Below are 18,353 nucleotides of genomic sequence, written 5' to 3'. Positions count from 1 at the left end.
AAGAGCGAGCTCTTACTCTTCGTCCAGCTCGATGTTGATACCCAGAGAGCGGATTTCCTTCAACAGTACGTTGAAGGATTCGGGCATGCCCGGCTCCATACGGTGGTCGCCATCCACGATGTTTTTGTACATCTTGGTACGGCCATTCACATCGTCAGACTTGACGGTCAGCATTTCCTGCAGGGTATATGCCGCACCGTAAGCCTCCAGGGCCCACACTTCCATCTCACCGAAACGCTGACCACCGAACTGCGCCTTACCACCCAGCGGTTGCTGGGTAACCAGGCTGTAAGAACCGGTAGAACGCGCATGCATCTTGTCATCGACCAAGTGGTTCAGCTTCAGCATGTACATGTAACCCACGGTGACCTTACGCTCGAAGACGTTGCCGGTACGACCGTCGAACAGGGAGATCTGACCGGATTCCGGCAGATCGGCCAGCTTCAGCAAGGCTTTGATTTCGTGCTCTTTGGCACCATCAAAGACAGGTGTAGCGACCGGCAGACCCTTGCGCAGGTTACCCACCAGGGTACGTACGTCGTCGTCAGACAGCTCGGCGATGTCCACTTGCTTGGTGTCCTTCTCGCCCAGGTCATAGACCTGTTGCAGGAAGTCACGCATCTCGTGCAACGCGCGCTGTTCCTTGATCATGCGGTCGATTTTCTCGCCGATACCCTTGGCAGCAAGGCCCAGGTGTACTTCGAGGATCTGACCGATGTTCATACGGGACGGTACGCCCAAGGGGTTCAGTACGATGTCGACCGGACGGCCGTATTCGTCATGAGGCATATCCTCGACCGGGCAGATCTTGGAGATAACACCCTTGTTACCGTGACGGCCTGCCATCTTGTCACCCGGTTGGATGCGACGCTTGACTGCCAGGTAAACCTTGACGATTTTCAGTACGCCCGGCGCCAGATCATCACCCTGGATAATCTTGCGACGCTTGTTCTCGAACTTCTTGTCGAAGTCGGCTTTCAGCTCGATGTGCTGTTCGGCGATCTGTTCCAGCTCGATCTGCTTGGCTTCATCTTCGATGGCCAATTCAAACCACTTGGTACGATCCAGCTTGTTCAGACGATCTTCGCTGTAACCGGCGGCCAGCAGCAGGTTGCGGGAGCGGCCGAAAATGCCGTCTTCCAAGATCTTGAACTCTTCGGTCAAGTCCTTCTTCGCTTCCTTCAGCTGCATCTCTTCGATTTCTTTGGCGCGCTTGTCTTTTTCCACGCCATCGCGGGTAAAGACTTGCACGTCAACCACGGTACCGTACACACCGTTCGGCACACGCAGGGAGGAGTCCTTCACATCGGAGGCCTTCTCACCGAAGATGGCGCGCAGCAGCTTCTCTTCCGGCGTCAGCTGGGTTTCACCTTTCGGTGTTACCTTGCCGACCAGAATGTCGCCGCCCTTCACTTCGGCACCCACGTAGACGATACCGGACTCGTCCAGCTTGGACAGTGCGGCTTCACCCACGTTCGGGATGTCGGCAGTGATCTCTTCCGGACCCAGCTTGGTGTCACGGGAGATACAGGCCAGTTCCTGGATATGGATGGTGGTCAGGCGATCTTCCTGAACAACACGCTCATTCACCAGAATCGAGTCTTCAAAGTTGTAACCGTTCCACGGCATGAACGCGACGCGCAGGTTTTGGCCCAGCGCCAGTTCGCCCAGATCGGTAGACGGGCCATCAGCAACCACGTCACCGGCCATGACCGGCTCACCCAACATCACGCAAGGACGCTGGTTGATACAGGTGTTCTGGTTGGAACGGGTGTACTTGGTCAGGCTGTAGATGTCGATGCCGGCTTCGCCTGGCAGCAGCTCATCTTCGTTGACCTTGATAACGATACGGGAGGCATCGACGTAGTCGATCATGCCGCCACGCTTGGCCACTACGGTTACACCGGAGTCAACGGCCACGGCGCGTTCCATACCGGTACCTACCAGCGGCTTGTCAGCACGCAGAGTCGGTACGGCCTGACGTTGCATGTTCGAACCCATCAGGGCTCGGTTAGCATCATCGTGTTCCAGGAAGGGGATCAGAGCGGCTGCCACAGATACGATCTGCTGCGGGCTCACATCCATATACTGGATCTGGTCGGCGTTCATAAAGGTGGATTCACCTTTATGGCGGCACGGGATCAATTCATCTTTCAGACGGCCATCTTCGGTGGTCGCGGCGTTAGCCTGTGCGATCACATACTTGCCTTCTTCAATAGCAGACAGATAGTCCACTTCGTCGGTGATCACACCGTCAATGACTTTACGGTACGGTGTCTCGAGGAAACCATACTCGTTGGTACGAGAGTACACGGACAGAGAGTTGATCAGACCGATGTTCGGACCTTCAGGAGTCTCGATAGGGCACAGACGACCGTAGTGAGTCGGGTGCACATCTCGAACTTCAAAACCGGCACGCTCACGGGTCAAACCGCCCGGGCCCAGCGCAGAGATACGGCGCTTGTGGGTGACTTCGGACAGCGGGTTGTTTTGGTCCATGAACTGAGACAGCTGGCTGGAACCAAAGAACTCTTTGACTGCGGCGGAGATCGGCTTGGCGTTGATCAGATCCTGCGGCATCAGAGTGTCCAGGTCGCCCAGGGAGAGACGCTCCTTGACCGCACGCTCGACACGCACCAGACCGACACGGAACTGGTTTTCAGCCATTTCACCGACAGAACGGATACGACGGTTACCCAGGTGGTCGATATCGTCCACTTCGTCATTGCCGTTACGGATGTCGATCAGGCGCTTCATGACTTCGACGATGTCGTCTTTGGTCAGAGTGCCAGCGCCGGTCTCATCTTCACGGGACAGACGACGGTTGAACTTCATCCGACCTACGGTAGACAGGTCGTAACGCTCGGAAGAGAAGAACAGGTTCTCGAACAGCTGTTCTGCTGCTTCACGGGTGGGCGGCTCGCCCGGACGCATCATGCGATAAATTTCGACCAGGGCTTCCAAACGGCTGGAGCTGGAGTCGATACGCAGGGTCTCGGACATGTAGGCACCGTGATCCAGTTCGTTGGTGAACAGAACCTCGAAGTGCTTGAAGCCGGCTTGGGACAGGTTGGCAACCGCTTCCAGGCTCAATGCCTGGTTGGCAGTCACAACCATTTCGCCAGTTTGCGGATGTGTGTAGTTCTTGGCAGCAACTTTGCCAACAACATACTCAACCGGTACCTCAATCTGGGTAACGGCATCTTTTTCCAACTGACGGATGTGACGCGCAGTCACACGACGACCGGTCTCAACCACCACGGCGCCATTGGCCACGATGTCAAAGGTCGCAGTTTCACCACGCAGGCGCTCCGGCACCAGATCCATCATCAACTTGCCATCTTTTACTTCAAAACCTATGGTCTCGAAGAAGTTGGCCAGGATTTCTTCGGAACTGAAGTCCAAGGCGCGCAGAATAATGGAAGCCGGCAATTTACGACGACGGTCGATACGGACAAACAGGTTGTCCTTTGCATCGAACTCGAAGTCCAGCCAGGAACCACGGTAGGGGATAACGCGGGCGTTATACAGCACCTTACCGGATGAATGAGTTTTGCCTTTATCGTGGTCGAAGAAGACGCCCGGGCTACGGTGCAGCTGGGAGACGATTACCCGCTCGGTACCATTGATAACAAAGGTGCCGTTCTCGGTCATGAGCGGAATTTCGCCCATGTATACTTCTTGTTCCTTGATGTCTTTGACGGTGCCGGCAGCTGCTTCACGATCGTACAGAACCATACGAAGCTTGACACGCAGCGGCGCGGAGTAGGTCACTCCACGGATCTGGCATTCTTTTACGTCAAATACCGGCTCACCCAGGCGATAGCTGACATACTGAAGCTCAGCACTACCGGAGTAACTGGTGATCGGGAAAACGCTACGGAAAGCGGCCTCTAGGCCATATTCACCTTCCGGGTCAGCCTCGATGAACTGCTTGAAGGAGTCCAGCTGAATGGACAACAGATAAGGCGTGTCCAGTACCTGGTCTCGCTTACCGAAGTCCTTACGAATGCGTTTTTTTTCGGTATAAGAGTAAACCATAGGGTTCCTCAGCTCGCTGATAAGTGACCCACTCTGTCCCGCGGGACAGCTCTGTCTCAACACCGTTTTGTGTTGGCCCGGACGATGATACGGTCCGGATTGCTGGTGCACCGAGAGTCGTAAACGGTGTGAAATGCTCTCAGTCTACAGCGCAAAAAGGCTGGTGAACAAATATTCACCAGCCCTAGCCTGTTTTATCAGGCTAATCTACATAAATGCAGATTATTTGATCTCAACAGAAGCACCAGCTTCTTCAAGCTGCTTCTTCAGAGTTTCAGCTTCATCTTTGGAGATGGCTTCTTTCAGGTTGGCAGGAGCGGCTTCTACCAAGTCCTTGGCTTCTTTCAGGCCCAGACCGGTAGCGGCACGAACGGCCTTGATGACGGCAACTTTGTTGGCGCCAGCAGCAGTCAGAACTACGTCGAACTCGGTTTTCTCTTCTACTGCTTCAGCAGCCGGACCGGCAGCAACAGCAACAGCGGCAGAAACACCGAACTTCTCTTCCATAGCTTCGATCAGCTCAACAACTTCCATTACGGACATGGAAGCAACGGCTTCGATGATTTGGTCTTTAGTGATAGACATGACAAAAATTCCTGATGTTGAATAAACTCAAACAGCCTAAATAGGCGAGAATCAAGCAGCAGCTTGTTTCTGATCACGCACAGCAGCGATGGTACGAACCAGCTTGCCAGCAGAGGCTTCTTTCATAGTCGCCATCAACTTCGCAATTGCTTCGTCGTAAGTCGGCAGCGTGGCCAGACGATCAATTTGTGCTGCGGCGATAAACTCACCGTTAAAAGCGCCGGCCTTGATTTCGAACTTTTGGTTCGCTTTGGCAAACTCTTTGAACAGACGAGCAGCAGCGCCCGGGTGTTCGTTGGAGAAAGCAATCAAGGTAGGACCAGTCAATACGTCGTTCAGGCACGCGAATTCGGTACCTTCAACCGCGCGACGCAGCAGGGTGTTACGCACAACGCGCATGTACACACCGGCTTCACGAGCGGTTTTACGCAGGACGGTCATCTTGTCTACAGTGACGCCGCGAGAATCGGCTACAACTGCGGACAGGGCGCCTTTGGCAGCTTCGTTGACTTCAGCAACAATTGCCTTTTTGTCTTCGAGTCCCAATGCCATTGGCTTAACTCCTGGATTGAATCTGAGTCTCATGACTCAGTACTGACACATCCCCCCTACCTTCACAACAGAGGGGAACGATGCGGTAGCAGGATTCCAGAAGAGAAAGAATCTTTCTCGCTGGGTTTCCGGCACCGTCTACGCAGGAAGGATTAAGGCTTTGCAGCCTCCTGCGGTCTTGGACGGAGGTCGAAGCCCCCAACCAATCAAGGCGCAAAATTATAGATTAAATTTTGCGCCTTGTAAAATCCATCAATTAGCCCTGAGCTTCCAGAGAAGCTTGGTCTACGGCAACACCGGCACCCATGGTGGTGGAGATGCTGACTTTCTTGATGAAGATACCTTTGGCGGAAGACGGCTTGGCCTTTTTCAGGGCAACCAGCAGTGATTCCAAGTTTTCTTTCAGCTGAACTTCGTCGAAAGAAACCTTACCCAGAGTGGTATGGATAATACCATTCTTGTCATTACGGTAACGAACCTGACCAGCTTTGGCATTCTTCACAGCTTCAGCAACGTTCGGGGTTACAGTACCGACTTTCGGGTTCGGCATCAGGCCACGCGGGCCCAGGATTTGACCCAGTTGACCAACAACACGCATGGCATCCGGGGATGCGATCACGACGTCGAAGTTCATCTCGCCTTTCTTGACCAGATCGGCCAGGTCATCCATACCAACCAGTTCAGCACCGGCAGCTTTGGCAGCTTCGGCGTTGGCACCCTGGGTGAATACGGCAACACGTACATCACGACCGGTACCGTGCGGCAGTACAGTAGCACCACGAACGTTTTGGTCAGATTTACGAGCATCGATACCCAGGTTGACAGCAACGTCAACGCTTTCAACGAACTTGGCGGTAGCCAGTTCTTTCAGCAGGGCAATGGCTTCGTTGATGGAGTACTCTTTGGTACCGTCAACTTTTTCGCGAATAACGCGCATACGCTTGGAAAGTTTTGCCATTGTCTTAATCCTCCACTACCAGGCCCATGGAACGAGCGGAGCCTGCGATGCAACGTACTTTTGCATCCAGATCGGCACCGGTCATATCCGGCTCTTTGGTCTTGGCGATTTCTTGCAGCTGGGCAACAGTCACCTTACCAACCTTGTCTTTGTTCGGCTTGGCTGAACCAGACTGGATACCGGCAGCTTTCTTCAACAGGAAGGCAGCAGGCGGAGTCTTGGTTTCGAAGGTGAAGGAACGGTCGCTGTAAACGGTGATCACGACCGGAGTCGGTGAGCCTTTTTCCAGCTTCTCTGTACGAGCGTTGAACGCCTTACAGAATTCCATGATGTTAACACCGTGCTGACCCAGAGCAGGACCAACGGGAGGGCTGGGGTTAGCACTGCCAGCCTTAACTTGCAGCTTGATATAAGCTGTGACTTTCTTAGCCATTAGAAAAATACCTCAGAAATGGGTTCTAGCGCCTCGGAGACATGCTCCTGCAAACGGCTCCCCAACTAATAAAGGGGCAGCGAATTATAGTGACATTCGCTGCCCCTGACAACCGTTAACGTACAGAGTTTAATCAGCCCTTTTCGACCTGACCAAAATCCAGTTCTACCGGCGTTGAGCGACCGAAGATCAAAACAGAGACCTTCACGCGGCTCTTCTCGTAGTCCACCTCTTCAACGGTACCGTTGAAGTCGGCGAACGGACCATCGGCAACCCGCACCATTTCACCCGGTTCAAACAGGGTTTTCGGACGCGGCTTGTCGTGGGCATCTTGCAGGCGGTTCAGGATCGCATCGGCTTCCTTATCAGAGATAGGAGCCGGGCGATCAGAGGTGCCACCAATGAAGCCCATCACACGCGGTACGTTACGCACCAAGTGCCATGTGGTTTCATCCATGAGCATCTGAACCAGCACGTAGCCCGGGAAAAATTTGCGCTCACTCTTGCGCTTCTGGCCAGCACGCATCTCGACCACTTCTTCAGTCGGGACCAGTACTTCACCGAACATGTCTTCCATGCCATGCATCTTGATATGTTCGCGCAGGGATTTAGCTACCCGACCTTCATAGCCGGAGAATGCCTGCACGACATACCATCTCATACGTTGTTCACGTTGTTCAGTCATGGCTTATCCTTACACTCCGGTAATCAAGTTGACCAACCAGACCAAGGCACCGTCCAGCATGAACAGCAACAGCCCCATCACGGCAGTCACCGCCAGCACAATCAGGGTTGTCTGAATGGCTTCCTGACGGGTCGGCCATACGACCTTGCGGACTTCCAGGCGAGACTCACGGGCAAATGCCAGTGTCGCCTTTCCCTTGGTGGTTTGCAGGGCTACTGCACCAGCAGCAGCAATGACAACGACCACACCCAGGGCGCGGACGGCAGCGACAACATCGTTGAGCAGGTAATTACCCACTACAGCGGCCGCCAGGATGATGAAAACCAGGCCCCAAAGCAGGGTATCCTTGCTTCCGCCCTGGCTCTCAGAACTAACACTCATACAACCCACCTGTATCTGACGTAACCAAAGACACAAAAGCCCCGTACGAGACGAGGTATATGGCAGGGGCGGCAGGACTCGAACCCGCAACCATCGGTTTTGGAGACCGCTGTTCTACCAATTCGAACTACGCCCCTACATAAGAAAGCCCCTATTATAGGGGCTTTGCTTTATTTATGTAAGCCAAAGATTAAGCAATCACGCTGGCTACAACACCGGCACCTACGGTACGGCCACCTTCACGGATAGCGAAACGCAGGCCGTCGTCCATCGCGATCGGCGCAATCAGGGTAACAACCATTTTGATGTTGTCGCCTGGCATTACCATTTCAACGCCTTCCGGCAGTTCGATGGTACCGGTCACGTCGGTAGTACGGAAGTAGAACTGCGGACGGTAGCCTTTGAAGAACGGGGTATGACGACCACCTTCTTCTTTGGACAGTACGTACACTTCAGATTCAAACTTGGTGTGCGGCTTGATTGAACCCGGCTTGGCCAGAACCTGACCACGCTCTACGTCTTCACGCTTCACGCCACGCAGCAGCGCGCCGATGTTCTCGCCTGCACGACCTTCGTCCAGCAGCTTGCGGAACATTTCAACACCGGTACAGGTGGTAGAAACGGTATCTTTGATACCCACGATTTCTACGGTCTCACCGACTTTGACGATACCGCGCTCTACACGACCGGTAACTACGGTACCACGGCCAGCGATGGAGAATACGTCTTCGATTGGCATCAGGAACGGCAGGTCAATTGCGCGCTCCGGCTCCGGGATATAGGTATCCAGGTGGTTGGCCAGCTCGATGATCTTCTCTTCCCATGCAGCGTCGCCTTCCAGCGCTTTCAGCGCGGAACCACGAACTACCGGCAGGTCATCACCCGGGAAGTCATATTCGGTCAGCAGTTCACGAACTTCCATCTCGACCAGTTCGAGCAGCTCTTCGTCATCTACCATGTCGCACTTGTTCATGAACACGATCATGTACGGGATACCAACCTGGCGACCCAGCAGGATGTGCTCACGAGTTTGCGGCATCGGGCCGTCGGTCGCTGCTACTACCAGGATCGCGCCGTCCATCTGGGCAGCACCGGTGATCATGTTTTTAACGTAGTCGGCGTGACCCGGGCAATCTACGTGCGCGTAGTGACGGATGGCGGTGTCGTATTCTACGTGGGAGGTGTTGATGGTGATACCACGCTCACGCTCTTCCGGTGCCTTGTCGATCTGGTCGAAGGCGAAAGCTTTACCACCGAAGTGCTTGGCCAGCACGTTGGTGATAGCTGCGGTCAGGGTGGTTTTACCGTGGTCAACGTGGCCGATGGTACCCACGTTAACGTGCGGTTTATTACGCTCAAATTTTTCTTTAGACATGATCGTCCCTCTAAACTAACGCTGAGTACGCGGTGGCAAGCTAACCACAGAACAGTTTATATGATGGATTTGAATCTGGTAGGGAAGAGAGGTTGGTGCTGGCAGCCAGGTTCGATTGCCGAACTCACCCGCTAAGGTGTGACTCTTGCTATCGCCTGAGCCATATCAGCATCTTGGAGCGGGCAGCGGGAATCGAACCCGCATCATCAGCTTGGAAGGCTGAGGTAATAGCCATTATACGATGCCCGCATTTCTCTAACCCAAAGAACTCAAACCGCAGAGAAATATGGTGGAGGGAGAAGGATTCGAACCTTCGAAGGCAGAGCCGTCAGATTTACAGTCTGATCCCTTTGGCCGCTCGGGAACCCCTCCGGTGCATAAATGCCACAACGGTAATTCTGCTTGCACCCGTTGTTTTATCGCTTTTGCCGGGCAAATAGACGACAGACATCCAAGCGTCGCGCATTTTATTGTAAGGATTTTGGGGATGCAACCATTGCGCCTTGCAAAATGTGCATTATTGCCGGGAAGCATGCAAAAAAGGACTCACTCCCTGCTCGGATCCGCAGCATAGCTTGTCGCTCCCCACCCCTTGGTGTATGGTCGCCCTGCCCAAGAAACAGTGATGACACCATGACGACAGAGCATAACCCCTATTTGCAATTCACCCGCGAACAATGGGCGTTATTGCGCGATGCGGTCCCCCTGACCCTGACCGAACACGATCTGCAGACCCTGCGCGGTATCAATGAAAAGGTGTCATTGCAGGAGGTGGAAGAGATATACCTGCCCCTCTCTCGCCTGCTCAATCTCTACGTCAAGGCCAAGCAGCGCCGCAGCCGGGTGCTGGAACAGTTCCTCGGCCAGTCCCGCGGCAAGGGCACTTACATCATCAGCATCGCCGGCAGCGTGGCGGGGGGAAAGAGCACCACGGCCCGTATCATGCAGGCGCTGCTGGAGCGCTGGCCGGAGCATCCTCGGGTAGAGCTGGTCACCACGGATGGCTTCCTTTATCCCAACAAGGTGCTGGAAGAGCGGGGCCTGATGCGCCGCAAGGGCTTTCCGGAGTCCTACGACATCCGCCATCTGGTGGAGTTTGTCGCCAATATCCGCGCCGGCCATGAGAAGGTAGAGGCGCCTGTCTACTCCCACCTCATCTACGACATCATCCCGGATGAGAAGAAGGTGGTGGAACAGCCGGATATCCTGATCCTGGAAGGACTCAATGTGCTGCAAAGCGGCATGGACTATCCACAGGAACCCCATAGAGTCTTCGTGTCAGATTTTGTCGATTTCTCCATCTATGTGGATGCCGAAACCGAGTTGCTGCGCACCTGGTATGTCGAGCGCTTCCTCAAGTTTCGTAGCGGTGCCTTCTCGGATCCGGACTCCTACTTCCACCACTACGCCAAGTTGGCGGAGAGTGAAGCCAGCAAGATCGCCAACACCATCTGGCAAGATATCAACTATCTCAATTTGCAGGAAAACATCCTGCCGACCCGGGAGCGGGCCAATCTGATCCTGACCAAGGGTCATGAGCATGCCATCGAGCAGATCAAACTGCGCAAGTGATGGCCGGTGAGCACAGTACATGAACAAAGAGGGGGCCTGCAGGCCCCCTCTTCCATTGGTGTCTCTGGCACACCGGGATATCAGTCGCCCCGTCGCAGGGAAATCTCTCCCCCCAGATAGAACTTGATCCCCTCGCTCATCTCCAGTCGCAGGGCGCCGCGATCATCGATGCCACGGGCGATGCCACGGATCTCCTGCTCCCCCATCAAGAGGCGCACCGGCCGACCGGCGAAGTGATCGAGCCGGTTCCAGTCATCGACAAAGTGCGACAGCCCCTGCTGCTCGAAGGTCAACATGGCCTGTTGCAGGTGGCCAAGCATGCGGGCGGCCAGCAGATTGCGATCCACCAATTCCGGCTGTATGTGGCGAAGCTCGGACCAGGCCTGATCGATCCGCTCACCCTCCCGGGCCGGCATCGCCAGATTGAGGCCCACCCCGATCACCAGGTTGCAGCTGGCGCCGGCGCTGCCGCTCATCTCTACCAGAATGCCCGCCAGCTTGCGGCCCTGATAATAGAGATCGTTCGGCCACTTGAGCTCGACCCCCGGATAACCCAGGGATTCCAGCGCCTGCACCACGGCCACTCCGACCGCCAGACTGAGGCCCATGGCCGCCGCCATGCCCTGCTCGAGTCGCCAATACATGCTCAGGATCAGCTGGCAGCCGAAGGGGGAAACCCAGGGCTTGCCACGGCGACCACGACCGGCAGTCTGGCACTCGGCCAGACAACTCTCGCCGGACTGCAGCTGGTTGACTCGCTCCAGCAGATACTGGTTGGTGGAGTCGATCACCGGGAAGCAGTGCACCGGCGCCATGGGGGCCAGCGCCTGCAACTGCGCCTGATCGTACAGCGCCATTGGCACCGCCAGCCTATAGCCCTTGCCAGTCAGACTGAACAGGTCCAGCCCCAGCTCCTTGAGCGCTGCCATGTGCTTGCCCACTGCCGCACGGCTGATGCCGAGCTGCTCGCCGAGCTGCTCGCCGGAGTGAAACTGGCCATCGCTGAGCAGGGTGATCAGCGTCTGCCTGATGGGAGTAAGCGTCATGCCAGTACCTCATCGAGCCAAGTCTCACCGGTCAGCCCCATGAAGCGCACTTCGTGCTCCAGCACCACCCCGAATTTCTGCTCCACGCTGTCGCGCACATGGGCCGCCAGAGCGATGAGCTCCATGGCGCTGGCCCCCCCCAGATTGACCAGCACCAACGCCTGCTCCTGGTGGACAGCTGCGCGGCCGATGGCAAAACCCTTGAGACCGCACTGATCGATGAGCCAGCCAGCCGCCAGCTTGGCCTGCCCTTCCCCAGCCGGGTAGCAGGGCATCTGCGGATATTGCTGCTTGAGCGTGTCGGCCAGCGTCGTCGTTACCACGGGGTTCTTGAAGAAGCTGCCCGCATTGCCGAGCAGGTTGGGATCTGGCAGCTTGGCCATCCGGGTGGCGCAGACGGTATCGAAAATGGCCTGCGCCGTGGGCGTGTCACCGAGCGCCGCTAGCGGGCCATAACCCAGCATGGGCGTCCAGGCCTTGGGCAGACGCAGACCGACGGCGGTAATGAAGTGAGAATCCTGACAGGCGTGCTTGAAGATGCTGTCACGGTAGCCGAAATGACAATCGGCGGCCTTGATACGCTCCACCTGACCACTCTGCCAGTTGAATGCCTCCACATAGGCACAGAAACGAGCCAGCTCGACCCCGTAGGCACCGATATTCTGTACCGGCGCGGCGCCGACTGTGCCCGGGATCAGCGCCAGATTCTCCAGACCATACCAGCCCTGTTGCAGGGCATGACACACCAGTTGATGCCAGTCCTCACCGGCGGCCACATGCAACAGCCAGTGATTCCCCTCATCCTGCAGTGCGATACCCTTCAGCCGGTTGAGTACCACCAGGCCAGCGAAATCATTGCAAAACAATATATTGCTGCCGCCACCCAACACCAGGCGCGGCAATTCTGCCAGTTCAGGTCTGGCCAGGATCTGCGGCAGGTCATCAAGATTGTCTACCTCCGCCAGCCAGAGGCAGTGGGCATCGAGGGCCAGGGTGTTGAGCGTCAACAAGGAGGCGTGGGGGGTGAGTTTCATCTGCGTGTCCCGACAATAGCAAGCGGGCAGTCTACCTTATATTCCCGCCGGACGAAAAATCCCGCCCTCTTTTCGGACTCGATCTGCTGGAGTAGAGTATCCGGCTCCGACTCCCGAGGAAGTACTCATGAACAACCAATTTGCCGTCATCGGACTGGGTCTGTTTGGCAGCGCCCTGTGCGAAGAGCTGCAACGGCAGGATGCCGAGGTGCTGGCGATTGATATCGACGAAAGCAAGACCCGCCAGATAGCCACCCTGTGCAGCCATGTCGTCGTCGCCGATGCGACCGATGAGGCTACCGTGGCCGAGCTGGGGCTGGCCAACTTCGACATCGTTTTCGTCGCCATCGGTGACAACCTCGAGACCAGCATACTCACCACGCTCGTCCTGAAAGAGGCGGGCGTGAAGAAGGTGTGGGTCAAGGCCCGTGACAAGTTTCACGCCAAAATCCTGCATAAAGTCGGGGCCGACAAGGTGATCAATCCAGAGTGGGACATGGGCCGACGGGTCGCCCAGAGCATGCTGGACAACCGGTTGTTCGACTATCTGGAGCTGGGCCACGATATGGTGCTGACCGAAGTCGTTATCGGTCTGCAGCAAAATGCCCGCAATCTCGGTGACTTGCATCTGCTGCAGCAGAATGACTTCCAGCTGCTCGCCATCAAGCGAGGCGATGTGCTGCATAACGTGCTGACCGGCAAGATGGAGCTGCAACTGGGCGACATACTGATCATGGCAGGCAACAAACACGCCATCGACCACTGGCTGGAAACCCTATGATCAATTGGCGCAGCAGCTACGCCTTCGCCCTGCATCGGGATGACAACTCCCGCTGGAGCGAAGCCAAGCTGATCCTGGGCAGCTTTCTGGTCATCCTGCTGATCGGCACTATTTTTCTGGTACAACCCTCCAGCCACAATGGCGAAGTGACCTTCGTCAACGCCCTGTTCACCGCCACCTCAGCCATCAGCGTGACCGGGCTCGGTGTGGTGGATACAGGTACCGCCTTTACGCTGCAGGGGCAGATCTTCCTGTTGATATTGATGGAGATTGGCGGTCTGGGTCAGATGACAATGACACTGCTGCTGATCGCCATGTTCAGCAAACGGGTCGGCCTGCGCCAGCAGGTGCTGGCCAAGGAGGCGCTGGGACAGGAGGGCTCGGTCAACATAGTGGGGCTGGTCAGACGCATAGTGTTGTTCGCCTTTATCGCCCAGCTGATCGGCACCGCTGTCATGGCCATCCGCTGGGTGCCCGATATGGGCTGGGAACACGGCCTTTACGTCAGCTTCTTCCATGCGGTTTCTGCCTTTAACAACGCCGGTTTCTCGCTATTTTCCAATAACCTGATGAACTACCGGGATGACCCCATCATCAGCCTGACCATCGCTGGTCTGCTGGTCCTCGGGGGGATCGGCTTTACTGTCGTCGTCGATCTGGTGCGCAACCGGCGCTGGCGCAAGCTGAAGCTGCACAGCAAGCTGATGCTGGTGATGACCCCAGCCCTGCTGCTGCTGGGCACCCTGATGTTCTGGCTGCTGGAGCGCAACAATCCGGGCACTCTTGGCGCCACCTCCTTTGGTGGACAGTGGCTGGCTGCCTTCTTTCACTCTGCCAGTGCGCGGACCGCGGGCTTCAATACCATAGATATCGGGCTGATGACCCCTGCGGCCCTGCTATTCCTGATGATGCTGATGTTTATCGGGGCGGGTACCACCTCTACCGGCGGTGGTATCAAGGTGACCACCTTTGCGGTGGTGCTGCTGGCGACCCGTGCCTTCCTGAGCAAGCGACCCCATGTCACAGCCTTTGGTCGCACCTTGTCACCCCAGATAGTGACCCGCTCGCTGGCCATCATCATGGTCAGCACCATGGTACTGATGCTGGCGATGTTCCTGCTGATGGTGACCGAGGATCTGCCGTTCGACAAAATCATGTTCGAGACCGTCTCTGCGTTCGCCACTGTGGGGCTTTCTACCGGCATTACTGCCTCCTTGAGCGAGCCGGGAAAGCTTATCCTGGTACTGGTGATGATCTGTGGTCGTCTCGGCCCGCTGACCCTGGCCTTCATGCTGGCTCGCCCGAGCGAAACCCGCATCAAGTACCCGGAAGAGAGTGTCTATACAGGCTAGTCCAGGTGCAATATAGAAAAAGGGGCCAAGAGCCCCTTTTCTATTTGGCTTATCCAGCCTGGTATTGCGGCGCGGCGACTCAGGTCGCCTTGCTCTTGGCCGGGCGCTTGCCGGCACTCTTGCGAGGAGTGCCAGTGGTGCCTGCACTGCTCTTGCGACGGGGAAAACGCGGCTTGCCGGCCCCCGGTGCCGCCTTGGGCAGGGCGCTGAAGCTGGCGCCAGAATCCTGCCGGGCTCCCTCAATCAAGGCGTTCAACTGATCTGTCAGTGGCCCCATAAATTGCTGATAGCTGGCGTGCCGCTCGGCAATCTGGCCCAGGCTCTGCTCCCACAGAGCCGTCATGTCCGGCGTGGTGGCTGTGGCGGGCAGAGCCAGGATCAGTGCCCGTCCAGTGGGCGTGCCCTTGATGCTCTTGCCCTGGCGCACCAGAAAACGACGCCTGAACAGCAGGTCTATGATACCGGCCCGGGTCGCCTCGGTGCCAAGACCGTCCGTTTCGCGCAGGGTCTTGCGGATCTCGGGATCCTGCACGTAGCGGGCTATGCCGGTCATGGCGGCCAGCAAGGTGGCATCGGTGAACGACTTGGGCGCCTGGGTCATCTTCTCCAGCAGCTCGCCGCGCTCGCACAGCAATTGCTCCCCCTCTTTCAGGGCGGGCAGGGTACCGGCTTTCTCTTCGTCGTCATCTTCTTCGACCCCCAGCAGCGCCTTCCAGCCCGCCTTGAGGATCCGCCGCGCCTTGGCCTGGAACAGGCCACCCGCGATACGTAGCAGCACCTTGCTGTCGTTGTACTCGAATGGGGGATAGAACTGCAGCAGGTACTGGCGCGCCACCAGACCGTAAATTTTGGCCTCATCGCCGCTGAGGCTGGCCTCGTTGCCGCGTTTCTCGGTGGGAATGATGGCGTGGTGGGCATCCACCTTGCTGTCATTCCACGCCTTGCTGCGGATCTTGCCGTCCGCCTCGCTCACCGCCCGGGCGAGTGCCGGCGCGGTCGCGGCTATGGCCTCCCGTACCTGGGCAGCCCGGTTGAAATGATCGCTCGGCAGGTGGCGACTGTCGGATCTCGGGTAGGTGATGAGCTTGTGGCGCTCGTAGAGCCCCTGACACACATCCAGCACCCGCTTGGCATCCATGCCAAAACGTTTGGCGGCATCGATCTGCAGGCTGGAGAGGTTGTAGGGCAGCGGCGCCGCCTGCTTGCGGGTCTGCTCCTCCAGCCCTTCCACCGATGCAGGTTGACCCTGGATCCGCTCCACCACCTTGGCGGCCAGCGCCCGGTTGAGCACCCGCCCCTCCTCGTCCTGCCAGGGCAGGCAAGCCTCGGAAGGCAGCCACTTGGCGCTGAAGCGCTCGTTGCCCTCGGTCACCACATGGGCCAGCACCTCGTAGAAGGGCTTGGGTACGAAGGCCTCTATTTCCAGATCCCGCCGCACCACCAGCCCCAGCAACGGGGTCTGCACCCGGCCGACCGACAGCAGCTCGCTGCAACCGCCCTTGCGACCGAGCAGGGTATAGGCCCGGGTCATGTTGATGCCATAGAGCCAATCGGCGCGGCTGCGGGCCAGCGCCGATACCGCCAGCGGCACGAACTCCTTGTTGTCCCTGAGCTTGTCGAGGGCACGACGCACTGCCGGCGGGTTGAGATCGCTGATGAGACAGCGCTGCACCGGCCTGGTCTTGGGGTAACCGAGAAAATCGATCACCTCGTCCACCAGCAGTTGCCCTTCCCTGTCCGGATCGCCGGCATTCACCACGCAGTCGGCCTGCTTGATCAGCCGCTTGATGACGGTGAGCTGGGCTTTGGTCTTGGGCTTGGCAACCAGCTGCCACTGGGCAGGGATGATGGGCAGTTGCTCCATGCGCCACTGCTTGAAGGCGGCGTCGTAGGCATCGGGCTCGGCCTGCTCCAGCAGGTGGCCGATGCACCAGGTCACCACGTCCCCCTCGGCAGTCTCGATGAAGCCCTCCCCCTTCTTGTGGGGCTTGGGCAACACATCGGCAATGGCGCGGCCCAGACTGGGCTTCTCGGCGATAAAGAGTCGCATGGCAAACATACCTGAATACTGTATATGCGAACAGTATATACCGAGCCTTTTGCAAAGCCCAAGCCCGGCCACCCGCGGGTTCGGTGATCACGAGCACGCTGTCGGTCAGCGACGCGACTCGGGGTCAAGGATGCAACTACCCTTGAGGATGCTCATGCGAGCCAGATGATGAAACTTGGCCCGAACGAGTGCGAACGGGATAACAAAAGAGCTGAATTTAAATTAAATTCAATTAAATGATAAAATACGAAATAATAAATGTATTTAAAATAACAATACAAAATAAAAACCATGATAGAGGTCAAGCCCCTACCTCTCCCTAGCTACTACTATATTGGTAATATTTGATCGTAGGAAAACGCCGCCATGCTTGGAAAATTATTGAGAAAGACCTGGTTCTGGCTCCTGCTGCTCGGGGCCCTGCTGGGCGTCGCGGCATTGGGTGTCACAGTGACAGTGATGCATAAAACCAGTTCTACCGAGTTCTGCGTCTCCTGCCACTCCATGCAGACCCCGCTGGCCGAGTATCAGGGCAGCGTCCACTTCCAGAACGTGAAGGGCATCCGGGCCGAGTGTGCAGACTGCCACATCCCCAATGAACCCAGCGCCTATCTGTGGACCAAGATCCGCGCCGTGAAGGATATCTATCATGAGGCTATCGGCACCCTCGATACCCCAGAGAAATACGAATCACACAAGCTGCGCATGGCCCAGTCGGTGTGGGACGAGCTCAAGGCCAATGACTCCGCCACCTGCCGCAGCTGCCACAGCTACGCCGCCATGGACATTCTGGCCCAGCGCCCCAATGCCCGGGCCGAGCACCCGGTCGCCATCAAGGAAGGCCAGACCTGCATCGACTGCCACCGCGGTGTCGCCCACATCATGCCTGACATGAGCGAGCTGGCTGCCGCCGGTGCGAGCGAGCTGGCCCAGGCTGCCGCCCAGACCCCGGCCAACGTCACCACCCGTTACGCCATCGCCACGGCGCCGCTGTTCCTCGATGCCGCCGCCAAGACAGATGAAGGCACCCTGATGCCCTCCACCAAGGTGGAAGTACTGGCCAACGAGAATGGCCGCGCCCAGGTGCAGATCGAAGGCTGGCAGCAGGACGGCGTGAGCGAAGTGTTCTACGCCGCCCCCGGCAAGCGGATCCTCAGCGTACTGGTCGGCGATAACGCCAAGAAATCCCTGGTCACCGGCCAGAGCGAAACCGACAGCGCCACCAACCTCACCTGGCATCAGGTCAAGCTGACCGCCTGGGTGGATCAGAGCCAGCTCATCGGCGATCAGGGCAAGCTGTGGCAATACGCCTCCACCCTGATGTCCAACAACTGTACCGGCTGCCACGGCCTCACGGCGCTGGATCACTTCAATGCCAACCAGTGGATCGGCGTCATCAAGGGGATGGAATCCCGTACCTCCCTGACCCCGGAACAGGCTCGCATGTTGACCCAATACGTCCAGAAACATGCCAGTGACATGAGCGCGGCGCACTAAGGCTGGCACAG

The 18,353-nt window shown here is 57.2% G+C and carries 15 protein-coding genes and 3 tRNA genes; 4 read left to right on the top strand and 14 right to left on the bottom strand.

The genetic code is table 11. The annotated features are described in order from the left end of the window. Positions 1 to 12: 12 nt before the first annotated feature. From rpoB to AC1P02_RS06555, 11 genes are all read right to left on the bottom strand, one after another. On the bottom strand, positions 13 to 4,041 hold the full coding sequence (gene rpoB / locus AC1P02_RS06605) for a DNA-directed RNA polymerase subunit beta (RefSeq protein ID WP_005318568.1): 4,029 nt from the start codon (positions 4,039 to 4,041) through the stop codon (positions 13 to 15). Between the two features lie 222 nt (positions 4,042 to 4,263). Beyond that, positions 4,264 to 4,626: a 50S ribosomal protein L7/L12 gene (gene rplL / locus AC1P02_RS06600; protein ID WP_005318565.1), complete on the bottom strand. Its 363-nt coding sequence runs from the start codon at positions 4,624 to 4,626 to the stop codon at positions 4,264 to 4,266. 51 nt (positions 4,627 to 4,677) lie between these two features. Further along, on the bottom strand, positions 4,678 to 5,178 hold the full coding sequence (gene rplJ / locus AC1P02_RS06595; protein WP_005318563.1) for a 50S ribosomal protein L10: 501 nt from the start codon (positions 5,176 to 5,178) through the stop codon (positions 4,678 to 4,680). Positions 5,179 to 5,434: 256 nt separating this feature from the next. Continuing rightward, entirely contained in the window at positions 5,435 to 6,136 is a 702-nt protein-coding gene (rplA, locus tag AC1P02_RS06590) for a 50S ribosomal protein L1 (protein ID WP_005318560.1), read from the bottom strand. A 4-nt stretch (positions 6,137 to 6,140) separates the two neighbouring features. Then, entirely contained in the window at positions 6,141 to 6,569 is a 429-nt protein-coding gene (rplK, locus tag AC1P02_RS06585; RefSeq protein ID WP_005318556.1) for a 50S ribosomal protein L11, read from the bottom strand. Between the two features lie 133 nt (positions 6,570 to 6,702). Next, positions 6,703 to 7,254, bottom strand: a complete 552-nt coding sequence (nusG, locus tag AC1P02_RS06580) for a transcription termination/antitermination protein NusG (RefSeq protein WP_005318554.1) — start codon at positions 7,252 to 7,254, stop codon at positions 6,703 to 6,705. Between the two features lie 9 nt (positions 7,255 to 7,263). After that, complete coding sequence (gene secE, locus AC1P02_RS06575; protein WP_005318552.1) at positions 7,264 to 7,635, bottom strand: preprotein translocase subunit SecE; 372 nt, start codon at positions 7,633 to 7,635, stop codon at positions 7,264 to 7,266. 60 nt (positions 7,636 to 7,695) lie between these two features. Continuing rightward, positions 7,696 to 7,772, bottom strand: a tRNA-Trp gene (locus tag AC1P02_RS06570). A 53-nt stretch (positions 7,773 to 7,825) separates the two neighbouring features. Continuing rightward, complete coding sequence (gene tuf / locus AC1P02_RS06565) at positions 7,826 to 9,010, bottom strand: elongation factor Tu (RefSeq protein WP_011898272.1); 1,185 nt, start codon at positions 9,008 to 9,010, stop codon at positions 7,826 to 7,828. Positions 9,011 to 9,184: 174 nt separating this feature from the next. Then, a tRNA-Gly gene (locus tag AC1P02_RS06560) sits at positions 9,185 to 9,259 on the bottom strand. A gap of 38 nt (positions 9,260 to 9,297) precedes the next feature. Continuing rightward, positions 9,298 to 9,382 (bottom strand) — tRNA-Tyr (locus AC1P02_RS06555). Positions 9,383 to 9,643: 261 nt separating this feature from the next. Here AC1P02_RS06555 and coaA point away from each other — a divergent pair. Then, a complete protein-coding gene (gene coaA, locus AC1P02_RS06550; RefSeq protein ID WP_011898271.1) occupies positions 9,644 to 10,582 on the top strand; it encodes a type I pantothenate kinase in 939 nt (312 codons plus the stop codon). A gap of 80 nt (positions 10,583 to 10,662) precedes the next feature. Here the strand turns inward: coaA and birA are convergent, their stop codons facing one another. Together birA and murB are read right to left on the bottom strand one after the other, a co-directional pair. Further along, the gene (gene birA / locus AC1P02_RS06545; protein WP_485184635.1) at positions 10,663 to 11,628 is read right to left on the bottom strand and encodes a bifunctional biotin--[acetyl-CoA-carboxylase] ligase/biotin operon repressor BirA; all 966 of its coding nucleotides are present in this window, start codon (positions 11,626 to 11,628) and stop codon (positions 10,663 to 10,665) included. Continuing rightward, a complete protein-coding gene (murB, locus tag AC1P02_RS06540) occupies positions 11,625 to 12,662 on the bottom strand; it encodes a UDP-N-acetylmuramate dehydrogenase (protein WP_485184633.1) in 1,038 nt (345 codons plus the stop codon). The genes birA and murB overlap by 4 nt, the downstream gene beginning before the upstream one ends. A gap of 127 nt (positions 12,663 to 12,789) precedes the next feature. Between murB and AC1P02_RS06535 the strand changes: the two genes are divergently transcribed. Together AC1P02_RS06535 and AC1P02_RS06530 are read left to right on the top strand one after the other, a co-directional pair. Beyond that, positions 12,790 to 13,443: a potassium channel family protein gene (locus tag AC1P02_RS06535; RefSeq protein WP_005318531.1), complete on the top strand. Its 654-nt coding sequence runs from the start codon at positions 12,790 to 12,792 to the stop codon at positions 13,441 to 13,443. Next, on the top strand, positions 13,440 to 14,795 hold the full coding sequence (locus AC1P02_RS06530; protein ID WP_113721032.1) for a TrkH family potassium uptake protein: 1,356 nt from the start codon (positions 13,440 to 13,442) through the stop codon (positions 14,793 to 14,795). The genes AC1P02_RS06535 and AC1P02_RS06530 overlap by 4 nt, the downstream gene beginning before the upstream one ends. A 79-nt stretch (positions 14,796 to 14,874) precedes the next feature. On the opposite strand, the gene AC1P02_RS06525 is transcribed toward AC1P02_RS06530, so the two are convergent. After that, positions 14,875 to 16,845, bottom strand: a complete 1,971-nt coding sequence (locus AC1P02_RS06525) for a DNA topoisomerase III (RefSeq protein ID WP_485184630.1) — start codon at positions 16,843 to 16,845, stop codon at positions 14,875 to 14,877. 366 nt (positions 16,846 to 17,211) lie between these two features. Here AC1P02_RS06525 and AC1P02_RS06520 point away from each other — a divergent pair, with 366 nt between their 5' ends. Then, positions 17,212 to 18,342: a NapC/NirT family cytochrome c gene (locus AC1P02_RS06520; RefSeq protein WP_042870161.1), complete on the top strand. Its 1,131-nt coding sequence runs from the start codon at positions 17,212 to 17,214 to the stop codon at positions 18,340 to 18,342. Positions 18,343 to 18,353 lie beyond the last annotated feature (11 nt).

It is taken from the genome of Aeromonas sp. TS_SC_11 (assembly GCF_057318915.1).
The sequence above is the reverse complement of the archived record's forward strand: the minus strand, read 5'-3'. Positions and strand labels throughout refer to the sequence as shown.

Bases quoted from the DNA above. Each gene is read 5' to 3' on its own strand.
- rplK (WP_005318556.1), bottom strand. From the start codon at position 6,569: ATGGCTAAGAAAGTCACAGCTTATATCAAGCTGCAAGTTAAGGCTGGC.
- rplL (WP_005318565.1), bottom strand. From the start codon at position 4,626: ATGTCTATCACTAAAGACCAAATCATCGAAGCCGTTGCTTCCATGTCC.
- AC1P02_RS06520 (WP_042870161.1), top strand. From the start codon at position 17,212: ATGCTTGGAAAATTATTGAGAAAGACCTGGTTCTGGCTCCTGCTGCTC.
- nusG (WP_005318554.1), bottom strand. From the start codon at position 7,254: ATGACTGAACAACGTGAACAACGTATGAGATGGTATGTCGTGCAGGCA.
- tuf (WP_011898272.1), bottom strand. From the start codon at position 9,010: ATGTCTAAAGAAAAATTTGAGCGTAATAAACCGCACGTTAACGTGGGT.
- birA (WP_485184635.1), bottom strand. From the start codon at position 11,628: ATGACGCTTACTCCCATCAGGCAGACGCTGATCACCCTGCTCAGCGAT.
- coaA (WP_011898271.1), top strand. From the start codon at position 9,644: ATGACGACAGAGCATAACCCCTATTTGCAATTCACCCGCGAACAATGG.
- rplA (WP_005318560.1), bottom strand. From the start codon at position 6,136: ATGGCAAAACTTTCCAAGCGTATGCGCGTTATTCGCGAAAAAGTTGAC.
- rpoB (WP_005318568.1), bottom strand. From the start codon at position 4,041: ATGGTTTACTCTTATACCGAAAAAAAACGCATTCGTAAGGACTTCGGT.
- AC1P02_RS06535 (WP_005318531.1), top strand. From the start codon at position 12,790: ATGAACAACCAATTTGCCGTCATCGGACTGGGTCTGTTTGGCAGCGCC.
- AC1P02_RS06525 (WP_485184630.1), bottom strand. From the start codon at position 16,845: ATGCGACTCTTTATCGCCGAGAAGCCCAGTCTGGGCCGCGCCATTGCC.
- murB (WP_485184633.1), bottom strand. From the start codon at position 12,662: ATGAAACTCACCCCCCACGCCTCCTTGTTGACGCTCAACACCCTGGCC.
- rplJ (WP_005318563.1), bottom strand. From the start codon at position 5,178: ATGGCATTGGGACTCGAAGACAAAAAGGCAATTGTTGCTGAAGTCAAC.
- AC1P02_RS06530 (WP_113721032.1), top strand. From the start codon at position 13,440: ATGATCAATTGGCGCAGCAGCTACGCCTTCGCCCTGCATCGGGATGAC.
- secE (WP_005318552.1), bottom strand. From the start codon at position 7,635: ATGAGTGTTAGTTCTGAGAGCCAGGGCGGAAGCAAGGATACCCTGCTT.